Annotated in this window: 12 protein-coding genes; 8 read left to right on the plus strand and 4 right to left on the minus strand. The window is 74.2% G+C overall.

Going from position 1 to position 17,772, the window contains the following annotated elements:
• The first annotated feature begins 151 nt into the window (after positions 1 to 151).
• Positions 152 to 1,456 (plus strand): MFS transporter, encoded by a 1,305-nt coding sequence (locus tag EDD32_RS05970; protein ID WP_123915797.1) that lies wholly within the window; start codon positions 152 to 154, stop codon positions 1,454 to 1,456.
• Between the two features lie 9 nt (positions 1,457 to 1,465).
• Here EDD32_RS05970 and EDD32_RS05975 read toward each other — a convergent pair whose 3' ends face one another.
• Both EDD32_RS05975 and EDD32_RS05980 read right to left on the minus strand, forming a co-directional pair.
• Positions 1,466 to 2,014, minus strand: a complete 549-nt coding sequence (locus EDD32_RS05975) for a pyrimidine dimer DNA glycosylase/endonuclease V (protein WP_123915800.1) — start codon at positions 2,012 to 2,014, stop codon at positions 1,466 to 1,468.
• Positions 2,011 to 3,471, minus strand: coding sequence for a CCA tRNA nucleotidyltransferase (locus tag EDD32_RS05980; RefSeq protein ID WP_123915803.1), 1,461 nt, complete (start codon positions 3,469 to 3,471; stop codon positions 2,011 to 2,013). The genes EDD32_RS05975 and EDD32_RS05980 overlap by 4 nt, the downstream gene beginning before the upstream one ends.
• Positions 3,472 to 3,588: 117 nt before the next feature.
• Between EDD32_RS05980 and EDD32_RS05985 the strand changes: the two genes are divergently transcribed.
• The 7 genes from EDD32_RS05985 (at position 3,589) to EDD32_RS06015 (ending at position 14,538) form a co-directional block, all read left to right on the plus strand.
• The gene (locus EDD32_RS05985; RefSeq protein ID WP_123915806.1) at positions 3,589 to 4,113 is read left to right on the plus strand and encodes an NUDIX hydrolase; all 525 of its coding nucleotides are present in this window, start codon (positions 3,589 to 3,591) and stop codon (positions 4,111 to 4,113) included.
• Positions 4,110 to 6,449: a DUF6049 family protein gene (locus tag EDD32_RS05990; protein ID WP_123915809.1), complete on the plus strand. Its 2,340-nt coding sequence runs from the start codon at positions 4,110 to 4,112 to the stop codon at positions 6,447 to 6,449. Before EDD32_RS05985 ends, EDD32_RS05990 begins: the two co-directional genes overlap by 4 nt.
• Complete coding sequence (gene murJ / locus EDD32_RS19090) at positions 6,446 to 10,465, plus strand: murein biosynthesis integral membrane protein MurJ (protein WP_246006001.1); 4,020 nt, start codon at positions 6,446 to 6,448, stop codon at positions 10,463 to 10,465. Before EDD32_RS05990 ends, murJ begins: the two co-directional genes overlap by 4 nt.
• 75 nt (positions 10,466 to 10,540) lie before the next feature.
• Positions 10,541 to 11,617 carry a thioredoxin-disulfide reductase gene (trxB, locus tag EDD32_RS06000; protein ID WP_123915811.1) on the plus strand — a complete coding sequence of 359 codons (1,077 nt, stop codon included), beginning with the start codon at positions 10,541 to 10,543 and terminating at the stop codon, positions 11,615 to 11,617.
• A 78-nt stretch (positions 11,618 to 11,695) separates the two neighbouring features.
• Positions 11,696 to 12,022, plus strand: coding sequence for a thioredoxin (gene trxA, locus EDD32_RS06005; RefSeq protein ID WP_123915813.1), 327 nt, complete (start codon positions 11,696 to 11,698; stop codon positions 12,020 to 12,022).
• A 163-nt stretch (positions 12,023 to 12,185) separates the two neighbouring features.
• A complete protein-coding gene (locus EDD32_RS06010; protein WP_123915816.1) occupies positions 12,186 to 13,550 on the plus strand; it encodes an aminotransferase-like domain-containing protein in 1,365 nt (454 codons plus the stop codon).
• 13 nt (positions 13,551 to 13,563) lie between these two features.
• Positions 13,564 to 14,538 carry a D-alanine--D-alanine ligase family protein gene (locus EDD32_RS06015; protein ID WP_123915819.1) on the plus strand — a complete coding sequence of 325 codons (975 nt, stop codon included), beginning with the start codon at positions 13,564 to 13,566 and terminating at the stop codon, positions 14,536 to 14,538.
• A 115-nt stretch (positions 14,539 to 14,653) separates the two neighbouring features.
• Here the strand turns inward: EDD32_RS06015 and EDD32_RS06020 are convergent, their stop codons facing one another.
• Both EDD32_RS06020 and EDD32_RS06025 read right to left on the minus strand, forming a co-directional pair.
• Positions 14,654 to 16,045, minus strand: a complete 1,392-nt coding sequence (locus EDD32_RS06020; RefSeq protein WP_123915823.1) for a ParB/RepB/Spo0J family partition protein — start codon at positions 16,043 to 16,045, stop codon at positions 14,654 to 14,656.
• The gene (locus tag EDD32_RS06025; RefSeq protein WP_123915826.1) at positions 16,045 to 16,974 is read right to left on the minus strand and encodes an AAA family ATPase; all 930 of its coding nucleotides are present in this window, start codon (positions 16,972 to 16,974) and stop codon (positions 16,045 to 16,047) included. The genes EDD32_RS06020 and EDD32_RS06025 overlap by 1 nt, the downstream gene beginning before the upstream one ends.
• Positions 16,975 to 17,772 lie beyond the last annotated feature (798 nt).

The raw sequence follows: 17,772 nt of genomic DNA on the forward strand, positions 1-17,772 counted from the left end.
CGTCCGGAACCGCTGCCGTGACGAGAGACGGAAGGGCCGTCGGATACGCTGCTGCGGTGCCGCTCGCCCCTGCCTCCGCCCGCGACGGCAGGGCTCACGCGGCCGCGGTGGCCCTGGCCGCCGTAGCGCCGCGTCCCCGCCCGGTCCTGCTGTGAGGGTCCTGGGCGACCTGCGGTCCCTCGCCGTCCACGCCGGCTTCCGCAAGCTCTTCGCCGTCCGCCTGGTCTCCCAGGCCGGGGACGGGATGTTCCAGATCGGCCTGGCCACCCTCTTCTTCTTCAGCCCGCAGAACATGGCGACCGCGTCCGGCGTCGCCGCGGCGTTCGCGGTGCTGCTCCTGCCGTTCACGGTGGTCGGACCGTTCGCGGGGCCGCTGCTGGACCGGTGGCGCCGGCGTCAGGTCCTCCTCCTGGGCAACGCCCTGCGGGTGGTGCTGACCCTGGTCCTGGCCACCCTCATGGTCACCGTCGGGGTGGGACCGCCCGTCTACGTCCTCGCGCTCGTCACGCTCGGGGTCAACCGGTTCCTGCTCGCCGCCCTCTCGGCGGGCCTGCCCCGCGTGGTCCCGCGCGAGCAGCTCCTCCTGGCCAACACCCTGACCCCCACCCTCGGCGCGGTCTCGGCGGTGGCGGGCGCCGTCCTCGGGTTCGTCATCGGCTGGCTGGTCCCCGCCGGTCCGGTCAAGGACGGCGTCGTCCTCGCCGTGGCGGCGGCGGTCCTGGCCGTGGCCGCCGCCCTGGCGCTGCGCCTGGGCCGGGACGAGCTGGGCCCGGACCAGCGCCCCGGTCCCGCCGGCCTGTGGCACGACGTGCGGACGACCGCGGCGGACATGGTGCTCGGCGCCCGGTACCTCATCGCCCGCCGGACCCCCGGGCTGGCCCTGGGCGTCATGGCAGCGCACCGGTTCCTGTACGGGCTGAACTTCATCGCGCTGCTGCTCATGTCGCGCAACCTCTTCGCCGACCCCGCCGACACCAGCGCGGGGCTGGCGGTGTTCGCCACGCTCACCGGCCTCTCCTTCCTCGGCAACGGCCTGGCCATCGTCCTGACCCCACTCGCGCACGAGCGGGTGCGGCCCTCGGTGTGGGTGACGGTGTGCCTGGGGGTCGCGGCGGTGAGCCAGGCGCTGCTCGTCACCTCCTCGGCGCTGGGTGTCGTGGTCGCGGCGGCGGTGCTCATGGGGCTGGGGGTGCAGGGCGCCAAGATCGCGGTGGACACGATCGTCCAGCGCGACACCGACGACGCCTTCCGAGGTCGGGCGTTCGCCCTCTACGACGTGCTGTACAACGCCGCGTTCGTCGGGGCCGCGGCGCTGGCGGCCGTCGCCCTGCCCGACACGGGCTGGTCGCCGGGAGTCTTCGCGGTGCTCACCGGGGTGTACGTCGTCGTCGCGCTGGCCTACCGCGCGGGCACCGTCCGGGTCGGCGACGAGCCGGTGGCTACCGTGCGTCGCTGAGGTCCGGCGCTACTTCGCGTCCGTGACGACCTCCCAGGCCTCGACGGGCCCGGGGACGACGACGAAGAGGCGGTGGACGGCGGGAGCCGCGACGTCGGCGAGCCGTTCGCGGCGGGCCGGGTCGCGCACGGCGAGCTTGGCCAGGAGGTGACGCCACTCGTGGGCCAGCTGCCCGTCGGTGACCGGGATGCGCGGCACGCCGGGCGACCCGGCGGCGGGGAGGGCGGGCGACCCGGCGGCGGGGAGGGCGGCCGACCCGGCGGCGGGGAGGGCGGCCGACCCGTCAGTGGGGACGCCGGGCGATCCGGCCGGCGGGTGCAGGATCTTGGTGACGTCGTAGCGGTAGCCGCGGCGGGTGGCCTCCTCGGCCACCCCCGCCAGGTACTCCCCGACCGCGGCGAGCGGGTCGGGCTGCTCCCGGAACCGGGTGAGCTGGGGGTGGTGCCGGTAGCCCCGCGTGCGTCCCGCGAGGACGGCCTGGGCCAGGAGCGCCTCACGCCAGCCCGCGGTCAGGCCCTGGCGGTCGAGGTAGGCCGGGTCCAGGGACCAGATCCTCATGCGGGCCGGGCCGCCCACCACGCGAGCAGGGCCTCGCGGGCGGCCTCCTCACCGAGTGGGCCGCGCTCCATCCGCAGGTCGAGGAGGAACCGGTAGGCCTCGCCGACCACCGGCCCGGCCGGGACCTGGAGGACCTCCATGATGGCCGTGCCGTCGAGGTCGGGCCGGATCGAGCGCAGCTCCTCCTCCTCGCGCAGCCGGGCGATGCGCTCCTCGAGGTCGTCGTAAGCCGCCGACAGCCGCATGGCCTTGCGCTGGTTGCGGGTGGTTGAGTCGGCGCGGGTGAGTCGGTGGAGCCGCTCGAGGAGGTGGCCCGCGTCCGTGACGTAGCGGCGCACGGCCGAGTCCGTCCACGCCCCCTCGCCGTAGCCGTGGAAGCGCAGGTGCAGCTCGACCAGGCGGCTGACGTCCTTGACGGTCTGCTTGTCGAAGCGGAGCTCCTTGAGCCGCTTGCTCGTCAGCTTCGCGCCGACGAGCTCGTGGTGGTGGAAGCTGACGCCACCGCCCGGCTCGAACCGGCGGGTGGCCGGCTTGCCGACGTCGTGCATGAGCGCGGCCAGCCGCAGGACCAGGTCGGGCCCGGGCACGGGGCCGTCGGGGCCGGTCTCGAGGTCGATCGCCTGCTCGAGGACCGTGAGGGTGTGCTCGTAGACGTCCTTGTGGCGGCGGTGCTCGTCGACCGTGTGCTGCAGGGCGGCGAGCTCGGGCAGGACGACGTCGGCGACGCCGGTGTAGACCATGAGCTCCAGGCCGCGCCGGGGCCGGCGCGAGAGGAGGAGCCGTTCGAGCTCGGCCCGGACCCGCTCGGCGGAGACGATCCCCAGGCGCGGCGCCATCGCAGCCATCGCCCGCATGACGTCCTCGGCGACGTCGAAGCCGAGCTGGGCGCTGAAGCGGGCGGCGCGCATGATCCGCAAGGGGTCGTCGTCGAAGGAGCGCTCGGCGCCGGCGGGGGTGCGCAGGAGCCGGTCGGCGAGGTCGCCGAGGCCGTCGTGGGGGTCGACGAAGGTCAGCCCGGGCAGCCGCACGGCCATGGCGTTGACCGTGAAGTCCCTGCGCGAGAGGTCGCCCTCGAGCGTCTCCCCGTACTCGACGGCCGGCTTGCGCGAGCCCACCTCGTACGCCTCGGTGCGGTAGGTGGTGACCTCGACGACGACGTCACCCTTGCGGGCGCCGATCGTGCCGAACTCCTTGCCGATGTCCCAGCGGGCGTCGCCCCAGGCGCGCAGGAGCCGCTCGGTCTGCTCCGGACGGGCCGAGGTGGCGAAGTCGAGGTCGTGGGACACCGCGCCGAGGAAGGCGTCACGGACGGGACCGCCGACGAGGGCGAGCTCGTGGCCGGCGTCGGCGAAGACCCTGCCCACCTCCTGGACGGCGGCGGGCAGGCCGGCGAGCGAGGCCAGTGCGGCACGCTGGAGCTCGAGGCGGCGGTCGGTCGCTGGCTGGGGGCTGGGCACCGACCAAGGGTGCCACGCCGCCGCCGTGGACCTCCCGCCGGGGCGGCGTGCGGCCGGTCACCCCCGGTCGCGCGGTGGAGCCAGCCGGACGCGCCCGTGCCATTTACAGTGGACTGCATGCCAACCGCCTTCCCCGTGCCGCGACCTCAGGTCCCGCGGCAGCCACGGAACCGGTTGGTGGCCGCGCGCTCGAGCGCGCTGCCGGTCGTCGACGAGACCTCCGCGGGGGGCCTGGTCGTCGACGTCGTCGAGGGGCGGGCGTTCACGGCGGTCATCGCGCGACGCAACCGCGCGGGTCGCCTGGAGTGGTGCCTGCCCAAGGGGCACCTCGAGGGGGAGGAGACCCCCGCCGAGGCCGCCGTGCGCGAGATCGCCGAGGAGACGGGCATCGCCGGGCGGGTCCTGCGCCACCTCGCGACCATCGACTACTGGTTCGCCGGCACCGACCGCCGCGTGCACAAGGTGGTCCACCACTTCCTGCTGGAGGCCACCGGTGGCTTCCTCACGATCGAGAACGACCCCGACCACGAGGCCGAGGACGTCGCCTGGGTCGGCCTCGAGGAGGTCGCCACCCGGCTGGCGTACCCCAACGAGCGCCGGGTGGTCGCCACCGCGCGGGACGTGCTGGCCGGCCGCGCATGAACCCACGACGGGTGTGGGCCGGGGCGGCCCTCGCCGCCGGGGCCGCCCTCCTGACCCCCGCCGTGCTGCCTGCGGCCGCGGTGCCCGCCGCCGCACGGACGGCGAGCAGCAGCGAGGCCCACACCGTGGCCCGGCCGGCCGCGGTCGAGGGTGACGGCACCGCGGACCTCGAGGTCGAGATCACCGACGTCGCCCCGGCCGTCCTGCGCCCGGACCAACCGCTGCGGGTGACGGGCACCATCGTCAACGACACCGCGGAGGACGTCACCGCCCCGGTGGTGCGGCTGCGGGTGCAGCGCACCACCCCCGTCTCACGGTCGGCGCTCGAGCGTTGGCTGCAGCCCGGCACGCTCTCGAGCACGGTGGTCGTCGCCCGCGAGGAGCTCCCTGCCGAGCTGCCCGCGGGCGCCACCGCCACCTTCTCCGTCGAGATCGAGCCGGCGACCCTGCCGCTCCTCGCGAGCCACGCCTCGTGGGGGCCACGGGGCATCGAGGCGAGCGTGCACGACGCGTCGGGCACCACCTCGCTGGAGGGGGCCGACCGGTCGTACCTGCTGTGGGAGCCGGACCTCGACCTCACCGCGATGCCCGTCGGCCTGCTGGTCCCGGTGGTCCCGACCGCCGAGGAGCTCCGCGAGGCCCGCGCGGAGGGCACGGACGTGGCCACCGCGGCGACGCCGCGACTCCTCGAGGTGCTCGCCGCGGTCGACCAGCCGGGCGTCACCCTCGCCGTGGACGGCTTGCTCCTCGCCGAGCCGGGGCCGGGTCCCCAGGACGACGGCGCCACCGACGACACCGGCGACGACGCGGGCACCACCGCGTCCGGGGAGGAGGACGCCGTGCCGGACGGTCCCCTCGTCCCCGGCCCGACCGAGGGGGACGACGGCGCCACGGTTGGTCCGGACGACGCCGGGAGCCCCGGCGCCACCGACGACGCGACCGACGACGCGACCGACGAACCCACCGACGAACCCACCGGTGACCCGACGGACGCCCCCGCCCCTCGGGAGGAGGGCGGTGGCCTCGTCGAGGCGCTCGCCCTGCGCTCGACCGCCGAGGGGAGCGAGGTCACGGTCCTGCCGTGGTCCGACGCCGACGTCGCCGCTCTCGCCCACGCCGGCCGCCCCGACCTGCTCACCCGCGCCCTGGACCGCGCGCAGGCCGCGGCGGAGGACGCCGGGCTCACCGCCGGCACGGACCTGTCCTGGCCGGTCTCGGTCGACCAGGTCACCGCCGCCCGCGCCACCGCGAACGGAGCCGGCGCACTCGTCGTCCCGGACTCGGCCGTGCCGACGTCGACCGAGCTGACCTTCACGCCCTCGGGTCGGACCGACCTCGTCGTCGCCGCGGACGCGACCCTGCCGGCCCTCGTCGTGGACGAACGGCTCTCCGCCGTCCTCGGCGGCACCCTGCCCGGCGCGACCACCGACGACGAGGCGCTCGACCTCACGGCGCTCGACGCCCGCCAGCTCCTGCTCGCCGAGACCGCCGTCATCGCCCGCGAGCGCCCCAACGACCCGCGCGCCGTCGTCATGACGCTCCCGCGCGCCGTCGGCACGGGCACGGACCTCGACCTCGTCGCCGTCGCCCTCGACGCGCTGGCCGACGCGCCGTGGACCGAGCCAGCCACCGCCGGCGACCTCACCGCCCTGGCCGCCGCGACGACCTCGCGCCAGGCCCTGCCCGAGGAGAGCGTCGCCGGGAGTGAGGTCGACCCCGGCCTCCTCGCCGCCGCGGACGCCGTCGCCGCCGACGCCGTCACCTTCGCGGCGATCACGCCCGAGCCGGACGTCATCACCACGCCGGTGGTCGACGCCCTCACCCCGGTCGTCTCCACCGCCTGGCGGGAGGACCCGGCCGGCCGCGAGTCGCTCGTCGCCGGCGTCGCCGCCGAGGTCGCCGCGCTGGACGGGCTCGTCGTCGCGCTGCCGTCGTCCACCCTCAACCTCATCAACTCCTCCGCCCAGATCCCGGTGAACGTGCGCAACGACCTCGGCGTCGACGTCACCGTCCGGGTCCTCCTCGAGCCGGGCGACCTGCGGCTGCAGGCCCCCCAGCCCGTCCCGCTCGTCGTGCCGGCCGGCTCCCAGGCGACCGCCCAGGTGCAGGTGCGCGCCGTCGGCAGCGGTGACGTGCGCGCCGGCATCACCCTCCTCGGCCCGGACGGCGCCGAGGTGGGCACCGCCGCCGACCTGCAGGTCCGGGTGCGGGCCGACTGGGAGAACGTCGGGACGGCGGTCGTCGCCGGCCTGCTCGGCGTCATGCTCGTCGTCGGGATCGTCCGCACCGTGCGCCGCGGGCCGCGGACGCCCCCGGTCGTGGACGAGGACTCGTGAGTCCCGGCCGCAAGGGCGTCGCGGGGTCCTCCGCGGTGATGTTCGCCGGCACGCTGGTCTCGCGCTTGCTCGGCATGGTCAAGAGCCCGGTGCTGCTCGGTGCGGTCATCGGCCTCAACACCGGCGCCGCCAACGCGTTCTCGGTGTCCAACAAGCTGCCCAACCTCATCTACATGCTCATCGCCGGCGGGGTGCTCAACGCGATCCTCGTCCCGCAGATCGTGCGCGCCGTCAAGGAGGACGACGACGGCGGCCAGGTGTACGTCAACCGTCTGCTGACCCTGGGGATCGTCGTGCTCGGCACGGTCGCCACCGTCCTGACCCTCGCCTCCCCGCTGCTCGTGCGGCTCTACGCCTCGGGCCTGCCGCCCGAGTGGTTCGACCTGGCGGTGACGTTCGGGTACTGGTGCATCCCACAGCTGTTCTTCTACGGCCTGTACACCCTGCTGGGGCAGGTCCTCAACGCCCGGGGGATCTTCGGGCCGTACATGTGGGCCCCGGTGCTCAACAACGTCGTCGCGATCGCCGGGCTCGTCCTGTACCTGCTGGTCTTCGGCGGCGTCTCGGCGCTCGACCCGGCGGATCCCAGCGTGTGGACCACCAACCGGACGGCGCTGCTGGCCGGGACCGCGTCCCTGGGCATCGTCGCGCAGGCCCTCGTCCTGCTCGTGCCGCTGCGCCGAGCGGGGTTCCGGTTCCGCCCCACCTGGGGGCTGCGCGGGTCGGCGCTGGGCCGCGCCGGCCGGGTGGCGACGTGGGTGTTCGCGGCCCTGGCCGTCAACCAGGCCGCGTACGTGGTCGTCTCCAACGCGGCCGCCCGCGCCTCCCGGCTGGGCGGGGGCGCGCTGGACGTGCCCGGCAACGCCGGCTACGACGCCGCCTTCCTCGTCTACACCCTCCCGACGTCGCTCGTCGTCGTCTCCCTCGTGACCGCCCTCTTCACGCGCATGTCCGAGGGTGCGGCCGCCGGCGACCTGGCCAAGGTCCGCGCCGACCTCTCGGTCGGGCTGCGCACCGTGGGGGTCTTCACGGTCCTGGCGGCCGGCGCGATCATGGTCCTCGCGCTGCCGGTCGTGCGGGTGATCTCGCCCGCGGTCACCTACCCCGAGGTGCAGTCGATCGCGCGGGTCGTCGTCGCGATGGTCGCCGGCCTGGTCGCGGTGGGGGTCTTCACGGTGGCGCAGCGGGTCTACTACGCCTTCGAGGACGCCCGCGCCCTGTTCCGCCTCCAGCTCCCCATGGTCGCCGTCCTGGCGGCGGGCGCCGCGGCGTCGATGCTCCTGCCCCCGCGGTGGACGGTGGTCGGGATCGGTGTGGCGATGGCGCTGTCCAACTGGACGGGTGCCGTGCTCACCTACCTGGGGCTGCGCCGGCACCTGCGGACCGTCGACGGCGGACGGGTCCTGCGCACCCACGTGCGGCTGGTCCTCGCGGCCGGGCCCGCGAGCCTCGTCGGGTGGGGGCTGCTCCACCTGACCGGGACGTCCTCCGCCGAGCTGAGCGTGTGGGGCGCGCTGTGGCGGGTGGCGGTGGTCGGATCGGTCATGGTGGCGGTCTACGTGGCCCTGCTCCGCGCCCTGCACGTCGACGAGCTCGCGACCCTGGCCCGTCCCCTCGGCCGCGCGGTCACCGCAGCGGGGCGCCGCCTGCCCGGCCCGCTCGGGCGAGGGCTCGTGCGGGTGGGACAGGCGGTGACGCCCCCGGCCGCCGCGGCCGCACCCCTCGGGCGGCCCGGCCCGGACGACGACGACGACGACGGACCCGACCACGACGGACCCGGTCGTGGGTCCGGGTCCAGCCCGAGCGACGAGCCCGGTGACAGGCCCGGCCCCGGTGACAGGCCCGGCACCGGCGTCGACGGCGGTCGCGCCGGGGTCACCGCGCCCCCGCCCCCGCCCCTCGGCGCGCCGCCGCCACCCGTGGCCGACGACCCGGCCTTGCGTACACTCGGCCACGACCGACGCGCCGGCACGGACGCGCAGGACCCAGGAGGAGCGGCGCTGGACGTGGGCACTGAGCAGACGACCGGGACCGCCCGGCCCTTGGTGCTGGGCGGACGCTACGAGCTCGGCCGGTCCCTCCCCGCGGATGCCGCCGGCACCGAGCGGTGGCGGGCGCGCGACACCATCCTCCAGCGCGACGTCGAGGCGCTCGTCCTGACGACCGCGTTGCCGGAGGTCCTCGACGCTGCGCGGCGGGCGTCCCTCGTCGACGACCACCGGCTCGCCCACGTCCTCGACGTCGGGGGCTTCTACGTGGTCACCGACGTCGTGTCGGGACCCGACCTCGGCGAGCTCGCCGGCCGCGGGCCCCTGCCGGCGGCGCAGGCCCGCGCGATCGTGGGCGAGTGCGCCAGCGCGCTGGAGACCGCCCGCCGACACGGCGTCCGGCACCTCGCCCTCGGCCCGGGCAGCGTGCACGTCACCCCCGACGGGCAGGTCCTCGTGACCGGGCTGGGGACCGACGCCGCCCTGCTCGGCTCGGCGGAGCCCGACGCCGACCCGCTCGCCGCCGACCGCCGCGACGCCGGTGACCTCGTCCGGCTCCTCTACCTCGCCCTGACCGGCACCTGGCCGGCCGGCGAGGGCGTCCGCCCGCCGCGCGAGCTGCGCCCCGACGTCCCCGCCGAGCTCGACGACCTCTGCGTCCGGACCCTCCTCGAGGGGGGCGGCCCCCGCAGCACCGGTGAGCTCATCCGCGAGCTGGCCCCGTGGCGCGACGTGGACCCCGCGGCGCTGCGCCCGGCCCCTGCGGTCCCCGCCTTCACGCCCGTGCGCGGGACGGGGGCGACCGCCGTCGCCGCGGACCCGGACGACGCGCCCGTCGCGGACCCCCAGGACGCGTCCGACGACGCGTCGGCCCCCCTCGGCCCGGGTTCGCCGGGCCCGACCGGACCCGCCACGCCGACCACCTCGGCCCCGCCACCGCCACCGCCGCCGCCCGCGCACGACGAGGCGCCCCGGGGCGGGATCGTCACCGCGCCACGCGAGATCTCCTGGTCGCCGCGGCGCCCGGGCACCGCGGCGGCGCCAGGGTTCACCGACATCGTCGGCGGCGCGAGCGAGGACGAGGACGTACCCCACCAGGCCCGTCACAGCCGCATGACCGGCGCGCTCGTCGGACTGGGCGTCGTGGCCGGCTCCGCGGCCCGTGCCGCCGCCGCGACCGTGGCCGAGCGGGGTCGCCGCGCCGCCGACACCACCCGCCGGGGTGCGTCGACGGCCGGAGCGAGGCTGGGGCCCCTGGCCACGCAGGCCCGCACCGGTCTGGGGACGGCGGTCACGACGGGCCGTGACCGGGTGGCCGCCCGGGCGGGCGCGCGGACGGACCCGGCCGAGCGCTACAGCGACGTCGACGGACCCGAGGTGCCGTTCCCCGACCGACGCATCAACCCCACGCCCGTCGTCCTGGTCGCGTTCGCCGCGCTCGTCCTGGTCCTGTTCCTCCTCTCGGTGCGCACCCTGCTGGCGCCGCCCGAGGAGGTCACCATCCCCGACGTCGGCCCGGCCGCGACCGCCCAGGCGACCCCGGAGGCGACGGCCGCGCCCGAGCCCACCACGGAGGCTCCACCGCCCGAGCCGCCGGCAGCCACCCCGGTCATCGCCTCGCTGGCCCCGCTGGACCCGCAGGGCGACGGCGCCGAGAACCCGGAGCTGACCCCCCGCGCCACCGACGGGGACCCCGCGACCTTCTGGCGCTCACGGTCCTACGTCAACCCCGAGTACGGCATGAAGGAGGGCATCGGGCTGGCCGTGACCCTCCAGGGCAACGCCACGGTGAGCCGGGTGGAGATCGACCTGCGCGGCACCGGCGGGCTGGTGCAGATCCGCGCGACGGACCCGGGCACCCCGACCGAGGGGGAGGTCCTGGCCGAGGGGGAGATGGGTCCGGGGTCGGTGTTCACCTTCGCCGAGCCGGTCGAGACCGACACGCTCGTGCTGTGGTTCCCGCGCCTGCCGGTGGCCGAGTCCGACGGCAGCAACCGCATCGAGCTCGGCGAGCTGCGGGTCGGGTGACCCAGGGGCCCGGAAGAACTCGGGCCTACGATCTGTTGCAGACAACGGACCATCGTCGAGACAAACCGAGGACACATGACTTCGAACGCCTTCTCCTCCGCCCTGGGCGCCCTCTCGGGCCTGGTCACGGGCGCCGAGGCCGCCGCCGAGAACGGCCACCGCGCCGCCGAGGTGCGCGACGTCATCATCGTCGGCTCGGGCCCGGCCGGGTACACGGCCGCCGTCTACGGCGCCCGTGCCAACCTGCGCCCCCTCGTGTTCGCCGGCTCCGTCACCGCCGGCGGCGCGCTGATGAACACCACCGAGGTCGAGAACTTCCCCGGCTTCCCCGAGGGCATCCTCGGCCCGCAGCTCATGGAGAACATGCAGGCCCAGGCCGAGCGGTTCGGCGCCGAGGTCCGGTACGAGGACGTCGTCTCGGTGGACCTCACCGGCGAGACGAAGACCGTGACCACCGACGACGGCGACACCTTCGCCGCGCGGACGGTCATCCTGGCCAACGGCTCCGAGTACAAGGAGATCGGTCTGCCCGCGGAAAAGACCCTCTCCGGCAAGGGCGTCTCCTACTGCGCCACCTGCGACGGGTTCTTCTTCCGCGACCAGCACATCGTCGTCGTCGGCGGCGGTGACTCCGCCATGGAGGAGGCGACCTTCCTCACGCGCTTCGCCTCCAAGGTCACGGTCGTCCACCGCCGCGACGAGCTGCGCGCCTCGAAGATCATGGCCGAGCGCGCGCTGGGCAACGACAAGATCGAGTTCGCCTGGAACTCCGTCGTCTCCGCCATCCACGGCGAGGACAAGGTCACGGGCGTCACCCTGACCGACACCGTCACCGGGCAGACCCGCGAGCTCGACGCCACCGGCGTCTTCGTGGCCATCGGGCACGTCCCGCGCACCGGCATCCTCACCGGTCAGGTGGACCTCGACGACTCCGGCTACATCAAGGTCGACTCCCCGACGACGCTGACGAACATCCCCGGCGTCTTCGCGTGCGGCGACGCCGTCGACCACACCTACCGCCAGGCGATCACCGCCGCGGGCACCGGCTGCTCCGCCGCCCTGGACGCCGAGCGCTACCTCGCCGTCCTGGACGAGGCGGGCGAGCCCGCGACCGACGCCTCGCAGACCCCGCAGGGCGACGTCCTCGTCTGACCTCGGCCCGGCGGGACGACGCACGCGCGCGTCCTGCCGGTTCGTCACCACCCCACCACCGAACGACCAGGAGAGCCCGTGAGCAACGTCACCGCCGTCACCGACGCCACCTTCGACGCGGAGGTGCTGCAGTCGGACAAGCCCGTCCTGGTGGACTTCTGGGCCACCTGGTGCGCCCCGTGCCGCCAGATGGAGCCCATCGTCGACGAGCTCGCCGCGCAGCACGGCGAGAAGATGAAGTTCGCCAAGCTCGACGCCGACTCCAACCCCGCGACGGTGGGGAAGTACGGGATCGTCTCGATCCCGACGTTCAACGTCTACCAGGGCGGCGAGCTCGTGAAGTCGATCGTCGGTGGCCAGCCCAAGAAGCGCTTCGCCGCTCAGCTCGCCGAGTTCCTCGACTGAGCACCGCCACGCGTCCCTAGGCCGGTAGGGCCTGCGGCCTCGCCGGACGCGCCGCCCCGCCGTCCCGCCCGGCGAGGCGGCGGGGCGTCGGGGCCGCGGACGGTGGCAGACTGCACGGGTCGACCGCGGCACGCGCGGCGTCACCGATGCGAGGGGAACCACGATGAGCGCTCAGGGTGCGCAGGCAGGGCAGGGCAGGCACGGCAGGGGCGTTGCCGCTGCTGCCGCCGCCGCCCGCGCCGGCACCCGCCTGGACCCCTGGTTCGCCAGCTATGCCGAGCGTGCGCACGGCATGCGCGCCTCCGAGGTGCGCTCGCTCTTCGCCGTCGCCAACCGGCCCGAGGTGGTCTCCCTGGCCGGGGGGATGCCCAACATCGACGGCCTGCCGCTGGACTTCCTCGCCGAGATGACCGCGAAGCTCCTGCGTGAGCGCGGGGCCCGGGCCCTGCAGTACGGCGGCGGCCAGGGCGAGGAGGAGCTCCGCGAGCAGATCGTGGAGGTCATGCGCTACGACCACGTCCACGCCCATCCCGACGACGTCGTCGTCACCACGGGCTCGCAGCAGGCGCTCGACCTCGTCACCGAGATCTTCGTCGACCCCGGGGACGTCGTCGTCGCCGAGGCCCCGAGCTACGTGGGGGCCCTCGGCGTCTTCCGTGCCTACCAGGCCGACGTGGTCCACGTGCCGATGGACGACGACGGCCTGGTGCCCGAGGAGCTCGAGCGCACCCTCACCGAGCTCGAGCGGGCCGGCCGCCGGGTGAAGTTCCTGTATACGGTGCCCAACTTCCACAACCCCGCCGGCGTGAGCCTCTCCCTCGAGCGCCGCCCCCAGATCGTCGAGATCTGCCGCCGGCACCACGTCCTGGTCCTCGAGGACAACCCGTACGGCCTCCTCGGGTTCGACGCCGACCCGCTGCCGTCGCTCAAGAGCTTCGACTCCGACGCCGTCGTCTACCTCGGCTCGTTCTCCAAGACCTTCGCCCCGGGCTACCGGGTCGGGTGGGCGCTGGCCCCGCACGCGGTCCGTGAGAAGCTGGTGCTGGCGAGCGAGTCCGCGATCCTCTCGCCCACGATGATGGGTCAGCTCTCCATCGCCACCTACCTCACCACGTACGACTGGTACGGCCAGGTCAAGCAGTACCGGTCCATGTACCGCGAGCGTCGCGACGCCATGCTGGGGGCGCTGGCCGAGCACCTCCCGCAGACGCGCTGGACCGTGCCGACCGGCGGCTTCTACACGTGGGTGACGCTCCCCGACGGTCTCGACGCCCAGGCCATGCTTCCCCGCGCCGTCACCAACCTCGTCGCCTACGTCTCGGGCACCGCGTTCTACGCCGACGGGCAGGGCCGGGACCACATGCGCCTGTCGTTCTGCTACCCGACGCCCGACCGCATCCGCGAGGGCGTACGCCGGCTCTCGACGGTCATCCACGCCGAGAGCGAGCTCGTGGACATGTTCGGCACGCACCCGCACGCCCGCCGAGACGACGACGGCGTGGAGACGCCGTCGCCGGACCAGATCTGACGATCGGAGAGCGATGTCCCAGCACACGCACGAGCCCAGCGGCGCGGCAGGCGGCCCGCTGACCGTCGCCATCCTCGCCGGGGGCCTCTCGCACGAGCGGGACGTCTCCCTGCGCTCCGGACGACGGGTCGCCGGGGTCCTGCGCGACCAGGGCGTCCACGTGGAGGTCCTCGACGTCGACTCGTCGCTGATCCCCACCCTGGAGGCCATGCGGCCGGACGTCGTGTGGCCGCTCGTGCACGGCTCCACGGGCGAGGACGGCTCGCTCCAGGACCTCCTGAGCCTGCTCGGCGTGCCGTTCGTGGGCACGGACGCCACGGGCTGCCGGCGCGCGTCGCTCAAGCCGGTCGCGAAGTCGCTCCTCGCCGCCGTGGGGGTCGCCACGCCCGTGCACGTGGCGCTGCCCCAGGCGCTCTTCCGCGAGGTGGGGGCGCAGCGGGTCCTGGCCGCCGTCGTCGCCCGGCTCGGCCTGCCCCTGGTGGTCAAGCCCGCCGGCGGCGGCTCCGCGCTCGGGGTCACCGTGGTCACCGACGCCCGCGAGCTGCCCGAGGCCATGGTCGACTGCTTCGCCTACGGCGACGTCGCCCTCATCGAGCGCGCGGTCTCCGGCACCGAGGTCGCCGTCTCGGTGGTGGACACCGGTGACGGCCCGCGGGCGCTCCCTCCGGTCGAGATCGTCACCGACGGTCCCTACGACTACGACGCCCGGTACAACGCCGGCCGGAGCGAGTACTTCGTGCCCGCGCGGCTCGACGACCCCGGGGCGGCCGCCGTCGCCGACCTCGCGGTCACCGTGCACACGACGCTGGGGCTCCGTCACCTCTCGCGGACGGACATGATCCTCGACGAGGCGGGAACGGCCTGGTTCCTCGACGCCAACGTCGCCCCTGGCATGACCGAGACCTCGCTCTTCCCACAGGCGGCCCAGGCCGCCGGGCACCCCGAGCAGCTCTACCTCGCGATCGTCCGCGCCGCCCTCGCGGGCTGAGCACCCCGCGGGCCCGTCCCGAGGCGGGTTCGCCGCACGCGGGCGGCGACGCCGGCGGTCCCGCCCCACGCGGGACCGGTCCGGCGTCGCAGCTACCGGGCCTGCCGGCGCCGGGTCAGTCCCGGTCCGTCACGAGCTGGGCCTCGCCGGGAGCGAGGACCTCGAGAATCCTGTTGAGGTCCTCGACGCTGGCGAACTCGATGGCGATCCGGCCCTTGCGCTGCCCGAGGTTGACCTTGACCCGCGTGTCGAGCCGGTCCGCCAGCCGGGTCGCGAGGCGGTTGAGCGCCTCGGTGTGCTCCCCGGCCCGGGGACGACGCCGCATCTCCGGTGCCACCGGCTCATCACCAAGGGCGACGATCTCCTCCGTGGCGCGCACGCTGAGACCCTCGGCGACGATCTTCTGCGCCAGGCGCTCCATCGCGCCGCCGTCGGAAAGGCCCAGGAGAGCCCTGGCGTGCCCCGCCGAGAGCACGCCGGCGGCCACCCGACGCTGGACGAGCGGGGGGAGCTTGAGCAGCCGGAGCGTGTTCGAGATCTGCGGACGAGACCGGGCGATCCGCGCCGCGAGCTCGTCGTGGGTGCACCCGAAGTCCTCAAGCAGGGCCTGGTAGGCGGCCGCCTCCTCGAGCGGGTTGAGCTGGGCCCGGTGGAGGTTCTCGAGCAGCGCGTCCCTGAGCAGGTCGCCGTCACCGGTGTCCCGGATGACCGCCGGGACGGTGTCGTTGCCCGCCAGCCGGGACGCGCGCCAGCGACGCTCGCCCATGATGAGCTCGTACCGGACGTCCCCGCCGTCGACCGGCTCCCGCAGGGGGCGGACGACGATCGGCTGGAGGACCCCGACCTCGCGGATGGACGCCGCCAGCTCCTCGAGCTCCTCCTCGTCGAAGACCTGACGGGGCTGCCGGGCGTTACGGACGACCTGGCCGACGGGGATCTCCGCGAAGGTGGCGCCGGGCACCGGGACGAGGCCGTCGATCTCCTCACCGGCCGCCTCGGCGACGGGCTCGGTGACGGCGGCACCCCCGGTTTCTGTCCCCAGATCGGGGGGCGATGAGGCGGCCGTGTCGACGCGTGCCACCGTCGGGTCAGCCGACCCGGCGGCCGGCGTCTCGTCGATGGCCGCGACGCTGCTCGGCCCGGTGCCGTCCGGTTCTGTGCCGGTGCCCCGCTGGGGAGCCGGGCGTCGGGGCGTGCCCTCGGTCGGCACGCTGGACGACGCCGCCCGGCTGACGTTCTTGCTGCCCGGACCGCTGGGGTCGGCAGGGGTCTTGCGACGCGTCGAGCTCTTGGCCTTCGACCGTGCCGACGGCGCCATGAGTGCCCGGGCCGCGGTCTGTGCCGCGGAGGGTCCGCTCGACGGAGCCGGCGGGTCCCCGACCTCGTCACCGGAACCCGCTGTGGCTGGGAAGAAGACGTCGACCGGTCGGGGACTCACCGTCGGAGCAGGTCCCGTCGGGATGAGTGCACCGATGCCTCGGCCCAGCCCCCTGCGCTTCTCCGACATCAGTTCTCCTTCTCGACGGCGGACGCCATCTGGCTGTTGGTGGGGGTCGAGGCGCGCTGAGCGATCTCCTGGGCGGCCTCGAGGTAGGCCAGCGCACCGCTGGACCCACGGTCGTACGTCAGGACGGTCTGCCCGTAGCTGGGTGCCTCGGAGATGCGCACCGACCGCGGGATCGACGCCTCGAGGGTCTCCGCCGGAAAGTGCTCGCGGACCTCGGAGGCGACCTCGTGAGCGAGGTTCGTGCGCTTGTCGAACATCGTCAGGAGGATCGTCGACACGTGTAGATCGGGGTTCAGATGGCCGCGGATGAGCTCGATGTTCTTCAGGAGCTGGCTGAGCCCCTCGAGCGCGTAGTACTCGCACTGGATCGGGATGAGCACCTCCCGGGCGGCGACGAACGCGTTGATGGTGAGCAGACCCAGGCTCGGGGGGCAGTCGATGATGACGTAGTCGACGCGGTCGTCGCCGCTCTCACGACCCAGGTAGGCCTGGATCGCATTCCGCAGCCGGTTCTCCCGCGCCACCATCGAGACGAGCTCGATCTCCGCACCGGAGAGGTCGATCGTCGCCGGAGCCACGAGGAGTCCCGGAATGTCCTTGCACTCCTGGATCACGTCCTCCATCGGCACGTCGTCGATGACGACGTCATAGATGGACGCGACGCCGGCGTGGTGGTCGATCCCCAGGGCGGTCGACGCGTTCCCCTGGGGGTCGTTGTCGATGACGAGGACGTTGAGGCCGCCGGTCGCGAGGGCCGCCGCGATGTTCACCGTGGTCGTGGTCTTGCCGACGCCGCCCTTCTGGTTCGCGACGGTGAGGATTCGCGTCTCGGCCGGCCGTGGGAAGGTCACACCCTGCAGCCTGATGCGCCGACGGGCGTCCTCGGCGAGCTGTGCCGCCAGGGGCGTGGTCTCGTCGGCGTCCGGCACGGAGCGGAGGAGTGCGCTCCTGCGCCGGTCGTCACCGCTCTGACCTGCGTTGATGCCATCCGGCAGACTTGACTTGTGCTGCTGAGGCACAGCGCCCCCTCCAGTGTGTGACGTGGGTCGGGGCCCATCGTAACGGCGCCGGACGCATCTCCTCGGACCCGGTCGGCGCGTCGTGTTTCACGTGAAACGCGGTGCCGGTCAGGTCCCCGCCGCGTCCGCCGTCAATGACCGGCGCGCAGAGGAGGCGTGCGGCCGGGTGCCGGACGAGGCGCTGCCTCATCTCGTTGAATCTGTTCACCATGGCCGCCCAGCCGCCGTTGCCCGCCGCTCGTCGTCCGCCGAGTACCAGATGTTCCACGTGAAACGCTTGCCTGCACTCTTCCGACACCCCGCTCTCGCCCACCGCCGAGGGTTTCCAGATGGCCCGTCGGGGAGGGCGTGGGCGGGATGACCCCGCCGTCGAGTGCGCCGATTGCTGCATCATTCTTGCCGAATCGGTCAGGCGTGGGGATGGAGCCAGGCTCCAGAGCGGGCCCGCCTGTGCCAGCGTCCTCAGGACAGCCTGCCGCCAGGAGTGTCTGCGTCAGGATCTTCTGCCCGCTTTCACGTGAACAGGACGAACGCCCACCGGCGCACAATCATTCGGGCTTCTACCTACCGTTCGGCAGTGCTCGCAGTCTCACGTGAAACGACGGCAGGACACTCGCACATCGTCCAGACCCATATCTGCCGGTCCTCAGATCCTGTGAGGTTCGACGTAATACAGAACGAAAGACCGCCGGTTCGTACCATTCGAGC

The sequence above is a fragment of the Georgenia muralis genome (assembly GCF_003814705.1).
Taxonomy (GTDB): domain Bacteria; phylum Actinomycetota; class Actinomycetes; order Actinomycetales; family Actinomycetaceae; genus Georgenia; species Georgenia muralis.